At 33.3% G+C, this 20612-nt stretch carries 21 protein-coding genes; 3 read left to right on the forward strand and 18 right to left on the reverse strand.

Annotated elements, in window-relative coordinates; all coding sequences use genetic code 11:
• Nucleotides 1-47 precede the first annotated feature (47 nt).
• The 13 genes from JKP34_RS14365 to JKP34_RS14425 form a co-directional block, all read right to left on the reverse strand.
• Complete coding sequence (locus tag JKP34_RS14365; RefSeq protein ID WP_201922954.1) at nucleotides 48-1529, reverse strand: hypothetical protein; 1482 nt, start codon at nucleotides 1527-1529, stop codon at nucleotides 48-50.
• Entirely contained in the window at nucleotides 1513-2928 is a 1416-nt protein-coding gene (locus tag JKP34_RS14370; RefSeq protein ID WP_201922959.1) for a lipopolysaccharide biosynthesis protein, read from the reverse strand. Before JKP34_RS14370 ends, JKP34_RS14365 begins: the two co-directional genes overlap by 17 nt.
• The gene (locus JKP34_RS14375) at nucleotides 2928-3563 is read right to left on the reverse strand and encodes a hypothetical protein (protein ID WP_201922962.1); all 636 of its coding nucleotides are present in this window, start codon (nucleotides 3561-3563) and stop codon (nucleotides 2928-2930) included. Before JKP34_RS14375 ends, JKP34_RS14370 begins: the two co-directional genes overlap by 1 nt.
• Nucleotides 3560-3991, reverse strand: a complete 432-nt coding sequence (locus JKP34_RS14380) for a YhcH/YjgK/YiaL family protein (RefSeq protein ID WP_201922965.1) — start codon at nucleotides 3989-3991, stop codon at nucleotides 3560-3562. Before JKP34_RS14380 ends, JKP34_RS14375 begins: the two co-directional genes overlap by 4 nt.
• Entirely contained in the window at nucleotides 3988-5019 is a 1032-nt protein-coding gene (locus tag JKP34_RS14385; protein WP_201922968.1) for a nucleotidyltransferase family protein, read from the reverse strand. The genes JKP34_RS14380 and JKP34_RS14385 overlap by 4 nt, the downstream gene beginning before the upstream one ends.
• Entirely contained in the window at nucleotides 5016-6008 is a 993-nt protein-coding gene (locus tag JKP34_RS14390) for an N-acetylneuraminate synthase family protein (RefSeq protein WP_201922971.1), read from the reverse strand. The genes JKP34_RS14385 and JKP34_RS14390 overlap by 4 nt, the downstream gene beginning before the upstream one ends.
• Complete coding sequence (locus JKP34_RS14395) at nucleotides 6005-6793, reverse strand: cytidylyltransferase domain-containing protein (protein ID WP_201922973.1); 789 nt, start codon at nucleotides 6791-6793, stop codon at nucleotides 6005-6007. Before JKP34_RS14395 ends, JKP34_RS14390 begins: the two co-directional genes overlap by 4 nt.
• 3 nt (nucleotides 6794-6796) lie before the next feature.
• The gene (locus JKP34_RS14400; RefSeq protein ID WP_201922976.1) at nucleotides 6797-7855 is read right to left on the reverse strand and encodes an N-acetylneuraminate synthase family protein; all 1059 of its coding nucleotides are present in this window, start codon (nucleotides 7853-7855) and stop codon (nucleotides 6797-6799) included.
• Nucleotides 7833-8726, reverse strand: coding sequence for a glycosyltransferase (locus JKP34_RS14405; RefSeq protein WP_201922980.1), 894 nt, complete (start codon nucleotides 8724-8726; stop codon nucleotides 7833-7835). The genes JKP34_RS14400 and JKP34_RS14405 overlap by 23 nt, the downstream gene beginning before the upstream one ends.
• Nucleotides 8726-9724 carry an NAD-dependent 4,6-dehydratase LegB gene (locus tag JKP34_RS14410; protein ID WP_201922983.1) on the reverse strand — a complete coding sequence of 333 codons (999 nt, stop codon included), beginning with the start codon at nucleotides 9722-9724 and terminating at the stop codon, nucleotides 8726-8728. Before JKP34_RS14410 ends, JKP34_RS14405 begins: the two co-directional genes overlap by 1 nt.
• Before the next feature lie 61 nt (nucleotides 9725-9785).
• The gene (locus JKP34_RS14415) at nucleotides 9786-12182 is read right to left on the reverse strand and encodes an exopolysaccharide transport family protein (protein WP_201922986.1); all 2397 of its coding nucleotides are present in this window, start codon (nucleotides 12180-12182) and stop codon (nucleotides 9786-9788) included.
• 3 nt (nucleotides 12183-12185) lie between these two features.
• The gene (locus tag JKP34_RS14420) at nucleotides 12186-13106 is read right to left on the reverse strand and encodes a polysaccharide biosynthesis/export family protein (protein ID WP_236665015.1); all 921 of its coding nucleotides are present in this window, start codon (nucleotides 13104-13106) and stop codon (nucleotides 12186-12188) included.
• A gap of 129 nt (nucleotides 13107-13235) precedes the next feature.
• Nucleotides 13236-14117 carry a Ppx/GppA phosphatase family protein gene (locus JKP34_RS14425; RefSeq protein WP_201923948.1) on the reverse strand — a complete coding sequence of 294 codons (882 nt, stop codon included), beginning with the start codon at nucleotides 14115-14117 and terminating at the stop codon, nucleotides 13236-13238.
• A 187-nt stretch (nucleotides 14118-14304) separates the two neighbouring features.
• On the opposite strand from JKP34_RS14425, the gene JKP34_RS14430 reads away from it, so the two are divergent.
• Complete coding sequence (locus tag JKP34_RS14430) at nucleotides 14305-15255, forward strand: outer membrane beta-barrel protein (protein ID WP_201922992.1); 951 nt, start codon at nucleotides 14305-14307, stop codon at nucleotides 15253-15255.
• A gap of 41 nt (nucleotides 15256-15296) precedes the next feature.
• Here the strand turns inward: JKP34_RS14430 and JKP34_RS14435 are convergent, their stop codons facing one another.
• Complete coding sequence (locus tag JKP34_RS14435) at nucleotides 15297-15683, reverse strand: DUF3127 domain-containing protein (protein ID WP_201922995.1); 387 nt, start codon at nucleotides 15681-15683, stop codon at nucleotides 15297-15299.
• Between the two features lie 159 nt (nucleotides 15684-15842).
• On the opposite strand from JKP34_RS14435, the gene purB reads away from it, so the two are divergent.
• The gene (gene purB / locus JKP34_RS14440; RefSeq protein WP_201922998.1) at nucleotides 15843-17186 is read left to right on the forward strand and encodes an adenylosuccinate lyase; all 1344 of its coding nucleotides are present in this window, start codon (nucleotides 15843-15845) and stop codon (nucleotides 17184-17186) included.
• 3 nt (nucleotides 17187-17189) lie between these two features.
• Here purB and JKP34_RS14445 read toward each other — a convergent pair whose 3' ends face one another.
• Nucleotides 17190-17708 carry a D-glycero-alpha-D-manno-heptose-1,7-bisphosphate 7-phosphatase gene (locus JKP34_RS14445; protein ID WP_201923002.1) on the reverse strand — a complete coding sequence of 173 codons (519 nt, stop codon included), beginning with the start codon at nucleotides 17706-17708 and terminating at the stop codon, nucleotides 17190-17192.
• A gap of 62 nt (nucleotides 17709-17770) precedes the next feature.
• On the opposite strand from JKP34_RS14445, the gene JKP34_RS14450 reads away from it, so the two are divergent.
• Complete coding sequence (locus tag JKP34_RS14450) at nucleotides 17771-18517, forward strand: polyprenol monophosphomannose synthase (protein ID WP_201923005.1); 747 nt, start codon at nucleotides 17771-17773, stop codon at nucleotides 18515-18517.
• Here JKP34_RS14450 and JKP34_RS14455 read toward each other — a convergent pair.
• The 3 genes from JKP34_RS14455 to JKP34_RS14465 are packed head-to-tail and all read right to left on the reverse strand — an operon-like array spanning nucleotide 18505 to nucleotide 20547.
• Nucleotides 18505-19158 carry an alpha/beta hydrolase gene (locus JKP34_RS14455; protein ID WP_201923009.1) on the reverse strand — a complete coding sequence of 218 codons (654 nt, stop codon included), beginning with the start codon at nucleotides 19156-19158 and terminating at the stop codon, nucleotides 18505-18507. The two genes, JKP34_RS14450 and JKP34_RS14455, sit on opposite strands and share 13 nt — an antisense overlap.
• Before the next feature lie 49 nt (nucleotides 19159-19207).
• Complete coding sequence (locus tag JKP34_RS14460) at nucleotides 19208-19636, reverse strand: hypothetical protein (RefSeq protein WP_201923011.1); 429 nt, start codon at nucleotides 19634-19636, stop codon at nucleotides 19208-19210.
• An 8-nt stretch (nucleotides 19637-19644) separates the two neighbouring features.
• Nucleotides 19645-20547, reverse strand: a complete 903-nt coding sequence (locus JKP34_RS14465; RefSeq protein WP_201923013.1) for a hypothetical protein — start codon at nucleotides 20545-20547, stop codon at nucleotides 19645-19647.
• Between the last annotated feature and the right edge of the window lie 65 nt (nucleotides 20548-20612).

Here is a 20612-nt window from a genome sequence, read left to right on the forward strand (position 1 = left end):
ATTCCAAGTGATTCTGAATGAACAATATTAGAACAAATCATAATCCTTTAAACCTTAAATTTCATAATATTATAGAGTGTATTTTTATAATCTACCAGGACCTCTTTTTTGAGAATTGCATTACTCTTTAATTTATCTTCAATTAACTTTTCAAAAGATTCATTATGATCATCGCTAAAACCAAATGCTAAACCACTATTGATCAATTCAGTATACGACTGTATCCCTACTGGATCAATTATAATTGATCTAACATTTACCAAGGCAGCTTCAATTATTGTTCCTGAAAATTTTGAAATATGTAAGTCAGATTTATCAAGTACTTTAGCTAATGGAAAGGAAGAAACTTCTGTTATTTTAACTTCTTCATAAATATTAAAATATTCGAGTTTTTGATTTAACTTTTTTATTTGATAATCCTTCATTCGAGGATGTAATCTTATCCACCAATTATAACGCTCTAAAGTATTCCTAATAACTCTATAGATATATTCAGGCAGAAACTCGTCTAAAGGTTGAAGGGTTATAAGTATATTTGGTTTGTCATTTTGATTATCAACTAAAGATAAGTCATCATTATAAAGAGACATAGACGGATTACCTCCCCTAATTATTTTATAATTACTATTATTGAAATATTTAGTCAATTGATTAGCCGAAAATTCATCCCATACCCAAAATACAGCTGGTAATAAATCATATCCTTTTAATGGATGTTTATTAATGTTATAGGCAACGTGAAGAGGCCCTTGACCTCCATGTTGCATATCGATTGATTGGATACCCAATTCGTTAGCGGCTAGATTCATCCCATACATTTGTGTATTATAATAGCAAAGACCAAATGCTAATCTTGCCTTAGATTTTCTTAAAACCCATTTAAACAGAGATTTCCAATTAAGTATTTTATTTAAGGAGCTAGTTAGTTGTTCTCTTAATCTTGAGGCTTTAATAATTTCGAGTGATTCTATATCTATTAAAAAATTATCAAACTCAGAATTACTTTTCACTAAATAGTCCCATTCAGATTTAAGATTTCTGAATTTTAGAAACGAATGGTAAAAGATCGTCAGATTTATAACTCTAAATTTTTTATAAATTGCTGATTTCGGAAATGAGTTATAATCAGTTAAGATACCTGACAGTAAATTATCCTTTGAAAGCGAATCCAAGATAGGGTCGAAATAACGGTTTAAACTATTATCCTTATAGTTTATCCTGTAGTTTGACGCTCCAGAAAAAACAATATCTGTATGTGGAATTCTTGTTGTTAACCTCTTTATGTAAGAAAAACCAATTTTCAGAATTAAACCGAAGGTCTTATTTATATTAACGAAGAGCTTTGACTTATTTACTTTAATACTATTGACTTTTTTAGAACTATTATCATTATTAAAGGAATTAAAAAAAATAAGCTTCTTAATCAGAGGCCAAATTTTCACGTGATTTAATTCCCATAGTTCAACCTGATATTTTTGCTCTAAACCTTGTAGTTTCTCTATAAGGTCAATTCTACGTTGAAATTCCATTTAATTTTTTATTCAAAAAAAACACTATTGATCCAAAAAGTGTAATTGAGGCTATAGTTACTAAAGCTTTATTAATTACTGAAATATCCTTCAATTGATAAACAAAAAAAGTCAAAAGTATAGTGATGACAAGCCATATAAAAGGAAAATAATTTAATGGATTTAGTTTCCTGTAATCACGTAGTAGAAATCCTGTATATCCCATAAACATGTAAGAAACAAACGTAGTAATTGCTGCTATCTCGAAACCAAATAAAGGTATCAAAATCAAGTTTAATATAATGTTGATTACACCTGCCATGAAAGATACTTTCCAAAGTATATGTGTCTTCTCATTAAACATCAATTGGGAATTAGCTCCCACATACATAGGTCTGTAATTGTAAGACATAACTATTATAACACCCAAATAATACATTGAAGCCAAATTCTCATTCCTGATCAAAATCTGAAAAATCTCCTTAACCCACAAAGCCAATATGAAGGTAGCTGAGAACATTGTGATTTGTGAAATAAAAGTAAGGTATCGGGCTTCATTGTACTTTTTTTCTCCATAGTTACTGGCTAACAAGGGCCCTACTGCGTTTGTCAATGCTGTACTTAAAGCTTGCATTATATTACCAGCTGTATAACTAACACCATATTTACCAACGTCTCCTGTACTCACATTTAGCGCATTCATTACAACTTTATCTGAACTATTCAACAAATAGCTTGAATAATAATGTGGTACAACAGGAATGCTCACTTTTAAATACTTTCTGATGGTTTTCCACTTAAAATTAAAGATTGGGGTAATTTTTAATTTTAAATTAAGCGGAATGAAAAATGAAATATTATTTATTATGCCCACAATAAAATTAGAATAGAACCAGCCCATGTAACCTTGTTTATAGTAAACAATGAATAATACATTCAAGCCTATAGACAGCAACCCAAAGATTAAACTTCTGATAGCAATTTGAAACGGCTTTTGTTTTAACTGATAATAAGTAGAACAAATGGTTTTAGTTTGACCAAAAAAAACTAATGGCGTTACATTTAAAAATAAAATCAGCCATCTATTTTCAGAAGCTTCTTGAGGAATTACTACTAATAATAATAAAGCTAAGATCAAAGCATATATGAAATTCCAAATTGTTAAGAAACCATAAATCTGTCTCCAGGCCCATTTGTACTGATTTTTAGATTTAAAAAAAGTGTTTACAAGTATAACCCTTAAACCTAATACCGCGAAAACTGATATTGCACCAGTGTAAGCCCCTATTATTGCTGAGACTCCATAATCTAATTCAGTTAATTCTTGTGTAATTAATGGAAGTGAAAAAAAACTAGCTACTTTGGTAATTTGGGGAGCTAAACCGTAAATGGCAGTGTGTGAAAAAAGCTTTTTTATCATTAAAATATAGCTTTCATTATTGACTCATATACGAAGGAATGCCCTAGAGCATTTAGATGTATGTAATCAGACATTATTCCTTCAGATGGTATTGATTGAACATTAATTAAATTCCCTTTAAATTTTAGTTTCAATATTTCATTATAAAGGCTTATTTGTTTAGTGATACCTGGCACTTTTAATTCATAGTTGACATTTGAAGGTAATATAGAAAGAGCATATACATCTTCTTCTGGAAAGAAAGACTTAATTTTATTTAATGAATTTTGATACAAAATTGCTTTTGTATAATATACCTTTCTCTTCTTTCGTAGGTAATAAGAGTTCTTTTGCACCAATTTTAATATCCTTTTACCAAAAAAAGGAATCTTTTGAAGTAACTTCAATTCAAGTAAAGATAATGCCCTCGGAGCACAATCAACAATTCCAGATTGTATAATAATAATATCAGGATTAAAAAGCTTATGGTACTCTAATTGTCTTACTAAATCTTGAACCGTACCGCCACCTAATGAAACTTGATGCAATTGGCAGTGCTTATTTAATAATTGAGGCCAAGTATTCTCATGTCCACAGTACTCAGGTTTTTCCCTCGGTAGAGCTAACGAATCGGTCAGTATTAATACTTTTTTCAATTAGTAAAAGGTAATTTAAAAACATATTTTCTAACAGCACATTGTTCTTCAAACGTTATCGAAGTTTTATGTACTTCATGCGGATATAGCAGAATAAAATCACCGGCCTTTAACAAAATTTGTTGATCAGGCTCACCCTTAAACAGTTGATAGTCATCTTGGTAATCATTTGATGCCTCCATCTTATTTATATTAGCAACATGAATAAGCTCTTCTCCCTCTATAATATAGTGTAAATCAATGTATTTTCGGTGGGCTTCCCATAGTAGATCTTCTTGATCTTTTGTTTCATAAGCTAAGCCTATAGCATGTATATGCGAATTTATGTTTATTTTACCAGAGGCGAATTTATTTTCTGAAATAAACTTATCTATAACTTCAGAATCATTTAAATACTTATGGATAAAATTAAAATTATCGAAGATCATCCTTTTATCTTTAAATCATTATTGCCTTTCTGGTAATCTGAAGGCTGTCCGATATCCAGCCAATAATCATCCATTCTAAAGATTTTTACTGATTTTCCTTTACCTAAAGCCTCTTCAAATAAAGTGGGCATATCATAAAAGGTATCATTTGGTATAAGCTTTAATAGGTCTTTATTTACAATATACATTCCAGCATTTATATGATAATTAAAGCTCGGTTTCTCTTGAATTTCCAATAAATTATTGTCACTATCAGCATTAATGCAAGCATAAGGTATTTCATTTGAATAGCTTTTTACACACATAGTAGCATCAGCTTTTTGTGTTAAATGAAATTCCAAAAAGTCATTAAAATCTATAGATGTGATTAAATCACCATTTACAACAAATAAATTATCACTAATATCAAAGTCAATTAAGCTCAGTGGACCTGCTGTTCCCATTCTCTTATTCTCGTGAGTATATCTTACTTCAATGCCAAAATTTGTCCCATCCTTAAAATGATTTTCAATTATCTCAGCTTTATAATTAACACAAAGAATGAACTTATAGAATCCGAATTCTTTAAAATTATCGATAATGTGTTCTAACATGGGTCTTCCTCCAATAGGTAGCATTGGTTTTGGAATATCTTTGGTTAATTCTCCTAATCTACTACCCAAGCCTCCAGCCATAATAACTACCCACTCCTCTTTTGGCGCTACATCAAAGTCATTTAATAAAACTACCTCTGTTAACTTACCCTGCTCGTCAACCAGTGGCATTTGTCTTCTATGGATTTGTTTGAGCTTTCGCTTTGCTATTACATGAGATGTTCCTGAAGGCATGGTAATAGGATCAGCATTCATGATCTGCTTTACATCGGCTATTTTCTTTGCTAAAATTGCTCTTCGTAAATCTCCATCTGTAATAACCCCGATCAATTTATTATGTTGATCAACAACAGGTAGAAAGCCTGTACCATTATGATCGAGCAACTCAACAGCTTTTTCAAATGAATTATTTTCAGAAATATTAAGCCATTTCATAATAATTTATCTTTTAATATTAGAGTATACTGATCTAGATCTTCTGCAATTTGTCGATCAACTACTTCTTCAATTCTGGAAAATCCATTTGGCTGATCAATCATTCTAAGGCAAAGGTCTTCAGGTTTTAATGTTGTGTTTTTAACTAACGGACGCTTCGAAACTACCTTTAACTCCCTATTCCTATAGGTCAACTCGGAGTCAGGCATATTAAATAGATCTTTGCCTTCAGCCCCTGTTATTTTATCTAGCCTTTTTAGTTTTCTAATAATCAGTTTAAGTTTATCTAGCCCTATTGCGGATATATAATCTACTCTATCCGAATCACCCTCTTCTAAAGTGATGTGTTTCTCGAATATTGATGCTCCTAGTAAACGAGCATATAAATTGCTTTCAATACCGTCTTCATTATTATGCTCACTATGATCAGCATAACCGATCTCAAGGCGTTTAAACTTATTTTTCAAGAAGGTAATACGGGATAACTTGACTTCTTCAAGTTTACTAGGAAAAGCCTGAAAGCCTACCAATAATCCCTTTAATTGTGCGCCAAAAAAAGAATAGAGTTGATCTAATTCCTCAAGCGTTCTACCTCCTGAACTTAATAGAACAGGGATCATAGTATTTTTTACAGCATGCTTTAACGCTTCGTCATTAAACGATACTGAATGAATATCAATAAACCTTATTTTAAAATTTTCTAAAAGTTTAAAGGATGAAATATTCAAAGGCATTGCAATAATATCTAAGCCTTGTTTGAGACAATGATCAAACACAGAACTCCATTCCTCTTCTGTTAGACAAAAGCCAGACAAAGTATCAAATGCTGTATGATTAGTGCTGATAAACTCTTCAACCTTTGTTAAAACTTGAAACTTAACTCCATTAGCACCAGCTTCTTTTGAGAGGTCTACAAGTCCCTTTAGGTATTCCACCTCTCCTTGATGATGAAAAGCGGTTTCTGTATAAAAATAAAAATCACTTCTCATATCTCAATTTTTATTGCCTCGCTTACTCTTCTTTCCATATCTAAGTTAAACTCTTTTAAACTTACAGACTTGTTTTCGGGCAACTTGATCATAACAGAATCATCCGTTGTTTTTGGTTGATCTGAAAAGAACCTAAGCATTTCAGCTAATTTTATTTTTAGTCCTTTTGATGTCTTTTCTAATATCGTTTTCACTTTCTGTAAATCCTCATGAACATCAACAGTTATTAGTTCATGCGAATAATTTTTATCAAAAGGTTTAATTACCCCACACTTTCTTTTGTTGGGCTCAAACATATACAACATTAGATATTCACTGTACTCTTGATTCATATCTTTACTGCATTGAATTAGTGCGTTAGTAGTCATTACTTCTGCCGTAGCTCCAATAGGTACATCTATCAATCTTATATAATCCAATTTCTTCAGGACCAAGCTATTAATCTGAATGTCAATATATTCATATGAGGTTAAAGGATTATCGCCAGTTATTCTCAATAAAATATCAGCATTCTCTAATTTAGAAACTGATATCATTCTCTCAATAATATTATTTGGATCCCCTCTATGGATCTTAACATTGTTTTTTTTCGCAACATCCTCTAATATATCATCAACAGGTTCAAATGATGTACATATATATATATCATCTACTTTATTACAAAGTTTAATTCTATTGATCAAAAACTCTAAAATTGAATACTCTTCATAAATATTCCTTAATACTTTTAGCGGTAATCTCTGGGAAGTGGTTCTCGCAATAATACAGGCAACAGTTTTAGGCATAACTTAAACTAAGTCTTCTTTTTGTAATGGAAAATCAGCTTTTATGTCAGCTTTAGTAGTTCTTCCAACCACCCAATCAATGTGCTCTGGAGCGATTCCTTCTCCTGGTCTTTTAAAGTCAAGCATGTCTCTGGTAATTACTTCACCTTTCTTCAATGCTTTTTTAAGTACAATGCTTCTTCTGAATGACTCTTTTCTTTCAGTATCTTCCTGTACTGAGATTCTACTAGTGCCCATGGCCTTCCATATCTTTTTCGCTCCAGCAACGATCACTTTTAAGTCTTCCTCATTTGCTGAAACCTTATGATCCCACCCTTCCATTTCTTTATCTAAAGTGAAATGTTTTTCTATTAAGCAACTTCCTAAAGCAACAGAAGCAAGAGGTACTTCAAAACCTAAAGTATGATCTGAAAATCCTACAGGATAATTAGGGTAAAGTTTCTGTAAACTTTCTATACGTCTCAAATTCACCTGCTCATCTTTCGGTGGATAAATTGATACACAATGCAGTATGATAATATTATAGTTACCAGCTTCTTCAATGGTTCTAATTGCTTTATCTATTTCGTATAACTCACTAAGGCCCGTAGACAGCACAATTGGTTTTCCTTTTTTAGCTATATAGGTCAAAAATGGATAATTATTTAAATCCATAGAGGCCGTTTTAATAAAGGGAGTTTCCATTTCGTTTACCAAAAAGTCAACTTCATCGGGAGAGAAGGGGGTACTGGTGCATTCAATACCAATATTATCGGCAAATGCTTTCATTTGTAAAAGCTCTTCTGCGGAAATACTATATTCCTCCACTATAGATTCAAGGGTATGGTCGGTCCGATTTCTATAGTCGTCAGCTACAAAATAGTTCTCTTCATAGGTCTTCTTAGAGAAAATGGTGTCTTTACTCCAAGATTGAAATTTCACACAATCAGCCCCACATGCCTTAGCTTTCTCTATAAGCTTTTTGGCTAACTCCATATCTCCGTTATGGTTAGAACCAAGCTCTGCTATGATATATGGTTTAGCGTAATTTTGAATTTCTCTACCTTTTATATCTATTTTCATAATATGTTAATATTTTAAATATTTCCTCCCACCAAAAGAAATTTAGCTTTATTCTATTTTCCTTATATTTACTGTACAATGCTACATTAAAATTAGTCAATAAATCATCAAACCGCCCTATATAGCCATCATACCGGTTTATATTTATGCTTTGCAAAGCTTCAAAATGACCCTTCACCATCTTCATTTTTTGAATAATACTATCAAAATCGTCTAGCAAAAGGTTAGCTAAATTATTGTGCTGTCGATAGTTAAAAACAGCCTCGGAGGTAAATAAAATTTTCGGTTCTTTAGCTAAAAGTATCTGCGTAAAAATAAACCAGTCAGCAATAGTAGTTTCGAGCTTTTGTTGAACCTCTAAATTATCAAGAAGACTCCTTTTAATTGAAGTATTACCAAGACCAATTATGTTTTTATCTTTAATAAATTCAGAAGGTATCAATGCTGGATTACTTTCAAACCTTTCCTGCCAGTAGTTAGCTTCAATGGATCGATGCTCCCTGTCAACCAGGTTAAAATCATGACAAACTAAATCACATCCATTAAGCAACTCACACGATAAACTTAAATAATTTGTGTTTATAGTATCATCTGCATCTATAAAGTGAATAATGTCACAACTAATTCTTTGAAGATAGTTAATCATCCAAATTCTATTTTCCAGAATATTTAAATTGTTAGGAAAATTTATGACAGAAAGATTCTCAACTCCGCTTAAATTATCTACATATATATCATATTTACTATCGTTAAAAATTAATAGTTGATAGTCATTTGTTAATTGAGATTTAACAGAAGAAATAAAATCTTGGAAATAATTCGCTACTCCCTCATGAAATACTGTTACAATAATATTAGAGGAATTGATCATTAAATATTATAAATATCAGACTTATAATTTTTCAAATTCTCTTCTTTCGAAAACCAATTGATAGTTTCATTTAATCCAGCGGTTAAATTATATTGAACCTTCCAATTGGTTAATTCTTTAATTTTTTGAGCTGAACCGAATAATCGAAACACCTCACTTTTTTCAGGCCGTAACCTCTCTTCATCGGTTATGATTATCGCTTTAGAATTAATGATATCTATTAAACCCTGCGCTAATTCTTGCATGCTTATTTCTGATTCTGTGGCTATATTAATATGCTCCCCTATCGTTTTTTTTGATTTCGCAATTTCAATAAAAGCATTTGCTGTATCTTCTACAAAAAGCAGGTCACGAGTTGGTCTTAAATCCCCTAATTTGATTTCTGTTTCTCCTTTAAGCAATTGAGAAATAATGGTTGGGATAATAGCCCTGGCAGATTGTCGTGGACCATAAGTATTAAAAGGCCTAACTATAGTAATGGGTAAATCAAAGCTTCGATAAAAAGATTCCGCAATGCAGTCAGCTCCTATTTTACTTGCTGAATAAGGGGATTGTGGTTGTTTAGAATGCTCTTCAGTTATAGGAACAAATTGAGCTGTACCATACACCTCGGAAGTGGAAGTAACCAATACCCTTTCCGTACCCAAATCTTTAGCTGCTTGCACTACATTTAAAGTTCCTTTAACATTAGTATCTACATAAGAATCAGGGGAATGGTAACTAAAAGGAATTGCTATTAAAGCAGCTAAGTGAAAAACCACATCCACATCCTTCATAGCTGTCCTTACCCCATTGGGATCACGAATATCACCAGAAAATATCTCAATTTTCTCAAGCTTTTCTTTCGGTAGTGTATCTAACCACCCCCATGAATTGAAAGAATTGTAGTAAACAAAAGCTTTAACCTGACATCCTTCATTAAGAAGTTTTTCAGTTAAATGACTTCCAATAAAGCCATCAGCTCCAGTGACTAATATTTTTTTATTTACTAATTGCATTTGCAATAATTAATTACCTTCTAACTTAATAAGTACACTCTACTTTCACTAAACCGAGAGATCAACTTCGTTTAAACAGATTTTTTTTCCGCTCTTTATCTTCATCGTAATATCCATAGCCGTAACCACCATAGCCCATACCATAAATATAACCACCATAATAGCCATATCCCTTTTTACGTAGCTGAATATCATTAAAAATTACCGACATTGGTTTGATTTTGCCCTCATTATACAATTCATTCACCATAGATAAGGCTTGCTTCATGCTTACTCCTTGTCTGACAATAAGCAAAGTATGGTCTATATGTGGTAATAACTCTATTGCATCAGCCACTAAACCAACTGGAGAAGTATCAATTATAATAGCGTCAAACTCCTCTCTTACCTCAATCATAAACTGATTCATCTTGTCACCTGCTAGCAATTCTGAAGGGTTTGGTGGAACAGCTCCTGCTCCCACGAACCACAAGTTTTTAGTTTCTCCTTTGATCACCACTTCTTCTCTTGTCGCATAACCGGCCAAGTATTCACTCAAACCTTTATCAGGGTAGGCTTCAATGAAGTCTGTTAAGTTTGGCTTACGCATATCCGCTCCAATTAACAGGGTTTTTCTTCCGGAAGCAGCCAGGGTATAAGCCAGATTGAGTGAACAGAAAGTTTTACCCTCACCACTTACTGAAGAGGTAACCATAAAAGTTTTAGCTTGATTCTTATCCTTACCTTGTAAGTACTTCATATTGGCCCTTAATGCCCTGAATGATTCAGCAACCAATGACTTCGGTTTATCTTTTACAATGGTATCTGTATCTACAATTTTATGTGCGATATTTCCTAATAGTGGAATATCAGAGTTACGATCCAGATCATCTTTATCCATGATTCTTGGATTAGTAAAGTCCTTGATAAAAAAGAACCCGATAGGTAATAATAACCCCAACGCCATTGCTACTAACAAATTACGCTCAGCATTAGGTCGTACAGGATTTTTTGAATAGGAAGGAGCTTCAATTAACTGATAATCGGAAGTGGCTGAAGCTTTAGAGATAGCAGCTTCAGTTTTTCTTTGTAAGAAAAGGTCAAAAAGATTCTGGTTGAGTTCATATAACCTTCTGGCCTGACTTAATTCCCTCAGCTCTCCTTGCAAATCACTCATTGAACCTGTTAGAAAATTACTCTTACTATTAATATCAGCTAGTTTCTCACTATTAACTTCCTGATAGCTGTTCAAGGCCTCAAAAATATTTTTCTCAAGGCGTCTTCTAAGGCTATCCTGCCTATTGACTAAAGGATTTTTGTAATTCTCTTTATTCTTAAAGAGTTTATCTTGTTGTTTTTGCTGAATGTACTCAACCACAAGATCATTTAACAAAGGAGCATCTAGCCCTATTAGACTAGGAGCGAAAATCTCTGAAGACTTATTATTTTTGATATAAGATTTCAGATATTCATAATAGCGCTCCTGTAATAAAACCTCTGCCTTTTGTTCATCCAAATCATTCAGCTTCGTAAATATAGTCTGACTGCCAAGTGTTAATTCTCTATTTTCTAATTGTAGCCGATCAATAGTCTCTTGAAATTGAATAATGGAATCCGAGATCATAGCCATCTGCTCATCGATGAAATTGATGGTGTTTTCGAGATTTTGGTTCTTTTCTTTAAGCCCCAGTTCCTCAACCACTTCATAATATGTATTCATAAACTGTATATCCTTTTCAGGAATTACACTTTCCATTTCCATGTTTAAAATGGCCGAACCTTGTTGTTTCCATGAGATTTTTAATCTTTTCTTATATTCATTAACTAAGCTTTCTCTCTTGTTAATTATAAAAAAATATTTGTTTTGTTCTGTAGAAGCCGATCTATTACCATCTTTAATTTCAAACTGTAAATCTTCTATTCTATATTTCTCATTGTAATTATAAGTTCTTTCTTCTAAAAAATTCTCCCATACTTCATCACCAACAACATTTAGTTTAAAAGTTTCATCTGTTTTTTTATTTACAAAAATTTTAACCCCATAAGGACAATTCTCTCCATAAATTGAGTCAATTAATACCTGGTAGCCATTACCACTTTTCTGCTCTACCGTTTTCACATAGCCTTCTGCGAAATAACTTACCCGAAAATTTAGTCTATTTATTGTCTCTTCTATTTTATCATTGGATTTCAAAAGTGGAATCTCTTCATAAACTTCTTGAGTTCCACCTAAAAAATAACCCGCATCAACTAAACCAGGGATGACTGATTTATTCTCGCTAAATTTTTTGGTGATAAATTGCCCCTTTATCGAATAAACCGGATTTGCATATCTATTATATAGTATACCAAGTGTGGTTGAGAAAATGAAAAAGAGTAATATGAAAGGCCAACGCCTAAGAATTTTCAATAAATATTTGAGGAAATCTATGGGCTTTTCTTCCTTTACAACCTCTTCTTGAAAGTCGAATTCGTTCATTAATTATTGACTTAAATTAAAAATTAATAAAACAAGTGATAACGTAGAGGCCGTGATACCTATAATATTAGTTGTGGTAGGTAATAGATAATTACGCGATTGTCTTGCCCTTAGTGCAGGTACTACAATTAGATCATTAGGTTGTAAATAGAAACCTTGCTGTGCCACTAAATCTTCCCTTAAGGTATTAACATAATAGACCTTCGTTTCACCTTCTTGAAATCGAATTACCTTTAAACTTGATCTGTCTGCAAAATCAGTTAAATTTTCAGCTAGGGTAATAGCATCTATTACATTAGTTTCAGGGTCAAAAGAAGTATAACGACCTTCACTATTTACTTCTCCTATTATTGTAAAATGAAAGCTTAGCAATTGTATCCTTATTACAGGTGTTTCAAAATAATCAATGAGTTTCTTCCGAATCAGCTCTTCTGCCTCCGGTATACTTAACCCTGATAATCGCACACGACCAATTTCGGGAAGTTCTAAATATCCTTCTCTGTCTAAAACAAATCCGGTTTGTTGCCTATCTAGCATTATGGGGGCTAGGCCCGAGTCCTCTCCGCTACCACCACTACCCAAGCCTTGCATACGCATATTTTGATTACCACCATTTGCGGTTCCTTGATTATATTGGTTTAACCTTCGTATTATACCTAACTGTTCTTCATATTTCTTTACAAAATCAAATTCAGACGGTGTTAAGCTGGCGATTCTTAAAGAGATAATATCTTCTGGCTGAAGTTCGTAAGGTTTATTAAATGATTGATAAGTTCTAATAATACTGTCAGATTCTTCAATTTGACCAAACTCTGGATCATTGGGGTGCTGCAGGTAAACAATTTTCTTATTAGGAACACACGAACTGAACAGTATAAAAATACTGAGTATAAAAAGAGTAATTTTGGCTTTCATATTTCTCATCAAGACCTTACAAACTTAATTATTTTGATTCTACCTGCTATTATTAATGACAATTTTATGGTTTAATTACTTATGATTTCTAAATACAAATTCAATATCAGCAGAAACCCTTAATTTTATCACCTTCCTTTAGGTCAATCTATTTCTCTCCCACATCATCTGCATCATACCGTCTTTCATGCCACTATCAGGCACAAGAATACTTGGGGCTTTTGCTAATTTCATTGCATTCATGTAAATATCAAGAGCAGGTATAATCACATCAGCTCTATCAGGATTAAGCTGTAATTTATTAATTCTTTCTTCCATGTTAAAACTAGCAATGTATTGCTGCATTTCTTTAACCTTTTTTAATGAAATCAATTTTCCAGGTTTTTTATTAGCCATTTCCAACACCTTATTGATATTACCTCCTGTACCTATTGCGTGCACTTTTCCAAAACTAGGTTTCATTTCACCCGCAATCCAACTTTTCATTTTATTCCAAACACTAGAATTATCTATATCCGACAACTTCCTAACAGATCCTAGCTGAAATGATTTGGAAGCAATTTTCTCATGAGCTACATAAATATTTAGCTCAGTGCTACCACCTCCTACATCAATATGTAAATAAGTTTGGTTATCCATATAAGGAAAAATAGCCTTATTGATGATTTCAGCTTCCGTTTCACCATCGATTACATCAATCTCCAGACCAATTCTTTCCTTAACCTGTTCCACTAAGTCTTGTCCATTATCGGAATCTCTCATTGCAGAAGTAGCGCAAGCCATATAATCATCTACTTCATAAAGATCAATGAGGATTTTGAATGCCTCCATGAGCCTTAGAAACTTCTTTTGTGACTCATTAGAGATTCGACCAACCGAAAATACATCCTGTCCTAAGCGTAAAGGAAATCTTACATATTCTAATTTTTTAAAGGTAGGTTTACCATCGAAAATAGAACATCTTGTAAGTTGTAATCTGATAGCATTAGAACCTATATCAACAGCTGCTAATTTTAGCATCATTTAACTATTACGATTGCTTTAATTTCAAAGATGACAATAATATTCTGTTTTTATCAAAACTTATTCTCAAATATTGGTTGTTTGACTAAGTATTACACCTAATTCAATAGAAAGGAATTCAGAAAACTAGTATCTAAAATTTATTATCCTTAATTTTTAATATATTTGTAGATAACAGAACTGTATGAAGAAGTTATTTATCATATTTCTACTAATAGTTGTTGCCGATCAGGCCTTCGCACAAAGCTTCTACAACAGAAGAATTAATAGACGTTGGGTGGCATCTGGAGGTGTAGGTTATGCACGTGCTTTAGGTGACTTAACAAATCCCGGAAGTTATTTTGATACTAAGCTGAATATAGAAGGCGGTATTCATTATCGTATTACTGATAGGCTAAATTTGAGAACAAACTTATTGTTATTTCAAATGTCAGGAGATGACGGAAAGATCGATCAAGAGCTTAACACGAGAGAAAGAGGCCTGTCTTTTGTTTCAAATAACATTGAATTAAGTTCAACTCTAAGTGTAAGTCTGTTTCCTATGACTTCTCGCTTTACTCAAAGAAAACTCATCAACCCTTACATTTTCGCTGGAATAGGAGGTCTTTATTTCGACCCAAGAGCTACAGTTCCTGATTCAGTTGTGCTACCAGTAGACGGAAGAGTGGCTGTTCCTAATGCAGGTCAAACAGTTTCATTGGCAAAATACGACACTGAGAGACCTAATGACTATAGCCGATTCGCTGTTGTTGTTCCTGTAGGAATTGGTGTAAGAGTAAAAGTGACAGAATTTTTAGATATTTCAGCTGAAATTTCTCAAAGGATAACTTTTACAGACTATTTGGATGATGTGAGTGGACCAGATTATTCAGATGCGGAGCTATTCGATTATGCAAATAATGATAGAGAGTTAACTGCTTTTGCATTGTCCAACCCAAACAATGCTGATCTAGATGCAACGCGTGGTAATCCTGACAACGATGATTTTTATATGATAGTAAACCTCAAAGCTGATTTCTACATTCAAGGGGATTTCTTTAACCGACTTTTTGGTATCGGTGGTAAGAAATTTAACATCAAACCAAAAAGAGGTGGCGGCCTGTTTGGTAGAGGATCAAGCTTTAAAAGGAGATAAGAGCTTCTCAGCATAATATCTCCCTTTAATTTTAGTATGATTTAGAAAGGTAATTCGTCATCAGCACTTGGTGGTGGCACTTCTTCTGGACCACTTGAGGGTTGAGCACCTTGATTCTGGAAATCATTTGCAGCATTAACGGGAGCAATATTTGTGGAAGCACCACCTTGTCTATCTACTGCCCATATTTTAACATCAGTATACCACTTGCCGTTAAATTCACGACTTTCTACATTTACTTTGGCCGTAACCTGTTCTCCTTTTTTAAGATCAAATGTATCTATTTTATCACCCCAAACATCCATACATACTTTTTTAGGGTACTGATCTAGTGTTTCAAGAATATAACTCTGCTTTCTCCACTCACCATTTCTACCATTCCCACTTTGCTCTTCTAGTATATCTATAATTTTTCCTACTATTTCCATGCTATTATTGTTAAGTCAATTACTAATGACAAAGTTTATAAAATTTAACTTCTTAGGCCAAAAGAAATATAGAAATCCGTAAACCTTAATTAATATAATTATCTACCTGTCAAATATTCAATTTCCTTATCTTTGCACTTTCATAAAAAAGGAAGTCACATGCATCTTAATTCATTAAGCGCCATTTCACCCATTGATGGCAGATACAGATCTAAAACTGAAAAATTAGCACCTTACTTTTCAGAGTGGGCGCTTATAAAATATAGAGTTCATGTGGAGGTAGAGTACTTTATTGCACTATGTGAATTACCATTACCTCAATTAGCTTCATTTGATAAAAGTAGCTTCCCTGAGTTAAGAAAAATTGTAAGTGATTTTTCCGAAAAAGATGCTCAAGCTATTAAAGAGATTGAAAAGACGACCAATCATGATGTAAAAGCTGTTGAGTATTTTTTAAAGGATAAATTTGAGGTACTTAATATTGGTAAACAAAAGGAATTTATCCACTTCGGTTTAACCTCACAAGACATCAATAATACCGCCACTCCTTTAATGCTCAAAGAAGCAGTAGAAAAGGAATATATACCTCTACTAGAACAAATAGTTGAATTATTAAATAAATTCAGCGAAGAGTGGAAAGATATTCCTATGCTAGCAAAGACACATGGTCAGCCTGCCTCACCAACAAGACTCGGCAAAGAAATAGTGGTATTTAGCTCAAGAGTAAGGGAGCAACTTAAGTATGAATTTCAAATACCACATGCAGCAAAATTTGGTGGCGCTACTGGTAATTTTAATGCCCATCATATTGCCTATCCTGAAATTAATTGGAGTGATTTCGGAAACAACTTTGTTAAAAACTATTTAGGTCTTAAAAGAAGTGAACCTACAACACAGATTGAACATTATGACCATCTCGCTGCCAGATTCGATAACCTAAAAAGGATCAATACAATCCTTATTGATTTAAGTAGAGATGTTTGGCAATATATTTCCATGAATTACTTCAAACAGAAAATCTCTGCCAATGAGGTAGGTTCCTCTGCCATGCCGCATAAGGTAAATCCCATAGATTTTGAGAATGCTGAAGGAAATTTAGGAATAGCCAATGCCGTTCTTGAACACTTATCTGCTAAACTACCTATTTCAAGATTACAGCGGGATTTGACAGATTCTACTGTACTTAGAAATATTGGTGTTCCATTAGCACACGGCTTAATTGCTTTTCACTCACTTCTAAAAGGGCTCAAGAAACTAGAACTGAATGAGCAAGCTATTAACCATGACCTTGAAGAAAACTGGGCAGTTGTAGCAGAAGGTATACAGACTGTTTTGAGAAGAGAAGGTTACCCTGCTCCTTACGAGGCTTTAAAGGCGCTTACTAGAAAAAATGAGAAAATTACTGATCAAACAATCAGCGAATTTATTGATACATTAGATATTTCGGAAGATGTAAAAAATGAGCTTAAACAAATAAGCCCTTTCAACTATACGGGGATCTAATTCTTATTTAGCACCAATTATATTCTTCACGGCCTCAAGTAAACTTGAGGCTCTTTTTTTTGCAGCCGGAAAATCCTTTCTGGTTCTAATAAAGTATCCACTAATTCCTACTTTTGCCGCAGCAATTAAATCCCGCTCTGAGTCACCTATCATCCATGAAGTCTGTGGATCTATGTTATATTTTGCAATTGCCTTCTCAAACATCAAACTATCAGGTTTTCTAAGCAAGGATTCTGAAACTGAAGGATGCATAGGCGCCACATAAATATCATTAATTGAATAATTAGTTTCAGATTGAAGAAAATCATGACATAACATAACATCATTTAAGGTATATAGGCCTTTCGCGACACCTCCCTGGTTGGTGATCACTATTAATAAAAAACCGCTCTCTTTTGCTAGTTGAATTGCCTCTTTAACACCATCCAGAATCTCAAAGTGCTCCAATTTGTAGGTGTAATCTCCCCTTTCTCTATTCAGTACACCATCCCTATCAAGAAAAATACATGATTTACGCTTCATCAATTTATAATTGATTATCCTTTATTTAAAAAGTTTTATAGTTTTGAAGTTCAGGTGAAATTATGAATAATAGATTAGTAATCATACCCACATATAATGAAAGAGAGAACATTGAAGACATAATCAATGCCGTATTCCTGCTTTCAGTTAAATTTGATATTCTTATAATAGATGATAATTCTCCTGATGGTACAGCTGAGATAGTCACAAAACTACAGCAACAGTACCCAGATCAACTTCATATCATTGAGCGATTAGGAAAACAAGGATTGGGTACAGCCTATATAACTGGTTTTCGCTTTGCACTTGAGAAAGGGTACGACTACATTTTTGAGATGGATGCAGACTTTTCTCACAATCCTCTAGATCTTATAGAATTACATAAAGCCTGTCAAACAAATGGTATTCAGATGGCAATCGGTTCAAGGTATGTTACAGGAGTAAATGTAGTCAATTGGCCGATGGGTAGAGTTCTGATGTCTTACTTTGCCAGCAAATATGTTAAGTTTATAACAGGGCTTCCCGTTGACGATGCCACTGCAGGATTTATTTGTTATCACCGCTCAGTATTAGAAACTCTTGATTTAGACAAGATCAAGTTTATTGGCTATGCCTTCCAGATAGAGATGAAATTTTTAACCTGGAAACATGGGTTTGGACTAAAAGAAGTTCCAATCATATTTACTGATCGCAGCCGAGGAGTTTCAAAAATGTCAAAAAAAATATTTAGAGAAGCCATTTTCGGTGTTATACAAATGAAGCTTTCAAGTCTTTTCAGGAAATATCCTAAGTACAATCAAACAGCTTGATTAGCCACTTTTATTAAGGTATCATTATCAATATCGTGTTCGCCTTTAAAAGTGATATGCTCTACCTCTATATTTAAAGCATCAATAAATCTCTGTTGCTCCTCTTTTGCTTTGTCATTTACAAATTGATCCTCAGTTCCTCTGATCATTTGTACTTTTTTACCTTTCAATTTGTCACCCACTTTGGCTATATCCATGTCGTGAGGGAATGAACCTGCCCACAAGATTAGTCGTTCAAAATCATCTTCAAATCTCTGAATCCATCGTGTGACTGTAGCTCCACCTTGAGAAAAACCCAGAAAAGTAATTTTAATATTATGCGATTGAGAAAAGTCATTCGACACATGAGCATAAACAGCTTGTAAATAATTAACATAATTATCGATATCAAGCAGCCGATCCTCTTTTGTCATCCAAGTGCTACCTACTCTCCCATTAAATCCTTTAAGGTAGAATCTCGACAACCCTCCTGGTGCTATAATTACTCTTTCATGTGACGAAATATCTTTAAACTTATTGATAAAATATTTCGCAAGCTGTCCATAGCCATGCAACACAAACCAAACCTCTTTCGTGTCTTTTGTAATTGGACCACTACTAAAGTAATTAGCTCTGAAATTAAAATCTACAAATTGTTCCATAACAAAAAAGCCTCCCAGTGGGAGGCTGTAAATATTAAATATTTTATCGCTATCTCTTAAATCCTAAGACACTACCACCACAGTGGTTAGCACTTCCTTCAAAGGTAAAAGTTATATAATAAATACCTGTTACCTGGCATGGAAAGTTAAGTCCAGAAAGCGTTGAACCTTGGTACTTAGTAGAAGCCACTTGTTTTCTACTTGAATCGTAAAGTGTTAATACAATTCCATCTGTTCCTTCACCATCGTTACAAATTTGAACTTGGTAAGTAGCACCTTTAGTAAATACGTAAGAGTATTCTACTTTTGATTTCGCTCCACCTTGACCATCTATACTGTAACTTTTCAAAAATGTAAACCCTGATTGTAATTTTGGAATACAAGCTTCTACATGCTTCTCTGTATTGCATTGCGCGTAAACCTCATTAACGAAAGAGGTGGTAAATAATATTCCTAATGCGATGATTAGCTTTTTCATACAGGCTCTTAATTAATAATGTTATTTCTTATTTCGTAAACCATAGTTCTTATGGACTCAATGTTCTCATCAGTCATGATGATCTCACTGGTACTGTTGTCCTTTACAACAAGCATGCCATCTACTACTTCATAGGTTGGTTCACGGTAAACTGTTTTAATTTCTATTTTATTAAACTCCTCTTGAAGTTTAGAAAAGCGATTAGCCAAATCCCTAATATTAGGATCGCTTTCCACATAGAAAGATAATAACAAAGCAACATTATCCATAATAATTTTCTGCTCCCCTATTGTCTCCTTCAACTGCTCATTACCTGGGTTCTTTTCTGAAACCTTTGACACTATATATAGTGCTTCCAGCCAACCACCGGATAATAGCAGAATACTTAGATTAGATCTTTTCTGATCCTGAAGATATTTATTGATACTGTTAAAGTTCTTAGTAGTAATTAATAATAAGGAATCCAGATTTTTGCTGTTCGTTGCTAATCTTTTAATGGTTCCTATATCAAAAAACTGTCCGATACTCAAATCATCTGCTAAAGACTTTATTGAGTTTAGATAAAACAAAGCATCCTGATTTTGTCCATAGATGTTAGTATAACCTAAATCTGTACCATAAATACCAAGAGCTAGCGCCTTCTTGAAGTTACTGTTATAGTTAGAAATATTTTCAGGATCGTTCAAATGACTCTTATCATATTTAGTCTCGGCCTCTTTAAGCAGCGTAGAGATTTCCAGAGGAGAAGGAATCTGCTGAATAATATCAGCAATCACATCTTCTGAAATGGCAGGTTCTTCAATTTTTACTGAATCCAATACACCAGAAATTTCATCAGCGGATGGTTTCTTTTTAGAATCACAGGAAAATAGAATAGCTATACCTATTAACCCTAAGAAAATGTTTTTCATAAAACTTATTTTTACCATAACAAAAATAGAAATTCCCTCACTTTTTACAAATTATGATTTTTTTA

This window comes from Marivirga atlantica (assembly GCF_016734805.1).
Lineage (GTDB): Bacteria > Bacteroidota > Bacteroidia > Cytophagales > Cyclobacteriaceae > Marivirga > Marivirga atlantica.

What these genes read in the sequence shown, in the direction of transcription:
- JKP34_RS14405 (WP_201922980.1), bottom strand. Translation starts at nt 8,726, where the DNA reads ATGATCAATTCCTCTAATATTATTGTAACAGTATTTCATGAGGGAGTA.
- JKP34_RS14435 (WP_201922995.1), bottom strand. Translation starts at nt 15,683, where the DNA reads ATGGAAATAGTAGGAAAAATTATAGATATACTAGAAGAGCAAAGTGGG.
- JKP34_RS14390 (WP_201922971.1), bottom strand. Translation starts at nt 6,008, where the DNA reads ATGAGAAGTGATTTTTATTTTTATACAGAAACCGCTTTTCATCATCAA.
- JKP34_RS14450 (WP_201923005.1), top strand. Translation starts at nt 17,771, where the DNA reads ATGAATAATAGATTAGTAATCATACCCACATATAATGAAAGAGAGAAC.
- JKP34_RS14380 (WP_201922965.1), bottom strand. Translation starts at nt 3,991, where the DNA reads ATGATCTTCGATAATTTTAATTTTATCCATAAGTATTTAAATGATTCT.
- JKP34_RS14425 (WP_201923948.1), bottom strand. Translation starts at nt 14,117, where the DNA reads ATGCTAAAATTAGCAGCTGTTGATATAGGTTCTAATGCTATCAGATTA.
- JKP34_RS14445 (WP_201923002.1), bottom strand. Translation starts at nt 17,708, where the DNA reads ATGAAGCGTAAATCATGTATTTTTCTTGATAGGGATGGTGTACTGAAT.
- JKP34_RS14465 (WP_201923013.1), bottom strand. Translation starts at nt 20,547, where the DNA reads ATGAAAAACATTTTCTTAGGGTTAATAGGTATAGCTATTCTATTTTCC.
- JKP34_RS14415 (WP_201922986.1), bottom strand. Translation starts at nt 12,182, where the DNA reads ATGAACGAATTCGACTTTCAAGAAGAGGTTGTAAAGGAAGAAAAGCCC.
- JKP34_RS14365 (WP_201922954.1), bottom strand. Translation starts at nt 1,529, where the DNA reads ATGGAATTTCAACGTAGAATTGACCTTATAGAGAAACTACAAGGTTTA.
- JKP34_RS14430 (WP_201922992.1), top strand. Translation starts at nt 14,305, where the DNA reads ATGAAGAAGTTATTTATCATATTTCTACTAATAGTTGTTGCCGATCAG.
- JKP34_RS14455 (WP_201923009.1), bottom strand. Translation starts at nt 19,158, where the DNA reads ATGGAACAATTTGTAGATTTTAATTTCAGAGCTAATTACTTTAGTAGT.
- JKP34_RS14400 (WP_201922976.1), bottom strand. Translation starts at nt 7,855, where the DNA reads ATGAAAATAGATATAAAAGGTAGAGAAATTCAAAATTACGCTAAACCA.
- purB (WP_201922998.1), top strand. Translation starts at nt 15,843, where the DNA reads ATGCATCTTAATTCATTAAGCGCCATTTCACCCATTGATGGCAGATAC.
- JKP34_RS14410 (WP_201922983.1), bottom strand. Translation starts at nt 9,724, where the DNA reads ATGCAATTAGTAAATAAAAAAATATTAGTCACTGGAGCTGATGGCTTT.
- JKP34_RS14395 (WP_201922973.1), bottom strand. Translation starts at nt 6,793, where the DNA reads ATGCCTAAAACTGTTGCCTGTATTATTGCGAGAACCACTTCCCAGAGA.
- JKP34_RS14460 (WP_201923011.1), bottom strand. Translation starts at nt 19,636, where the DNA reads ATGAAAAAGCTAATCATCGCATTAGGAATATTATTTACCACCTCTTTC.
- JKP34_RS14420 (WP_236665015.1), bottom strand. Translation starts at nt 13,106, where the DNA reads ATGAGAAATATGAAAGCCAAAATTACTCTTTTTATACTCAGTATTTTT.
- JKP34_RS14385 (WP_201922968.1), bottom strand. Translation starts at nt 5,019, where the DNA reads ATGAAATGGCTTAATATTTCTGAAAATAATTCATTTGAAAAAGCTGTT.
- JKP34_RS14370 (WP_201922959.1), bottom strand. Translation starts at nt 2,928, where the DNA reads ATGATAAAAAAGCTTTTTTCACACACTGCCATTTACGGTTTAGCTCCC.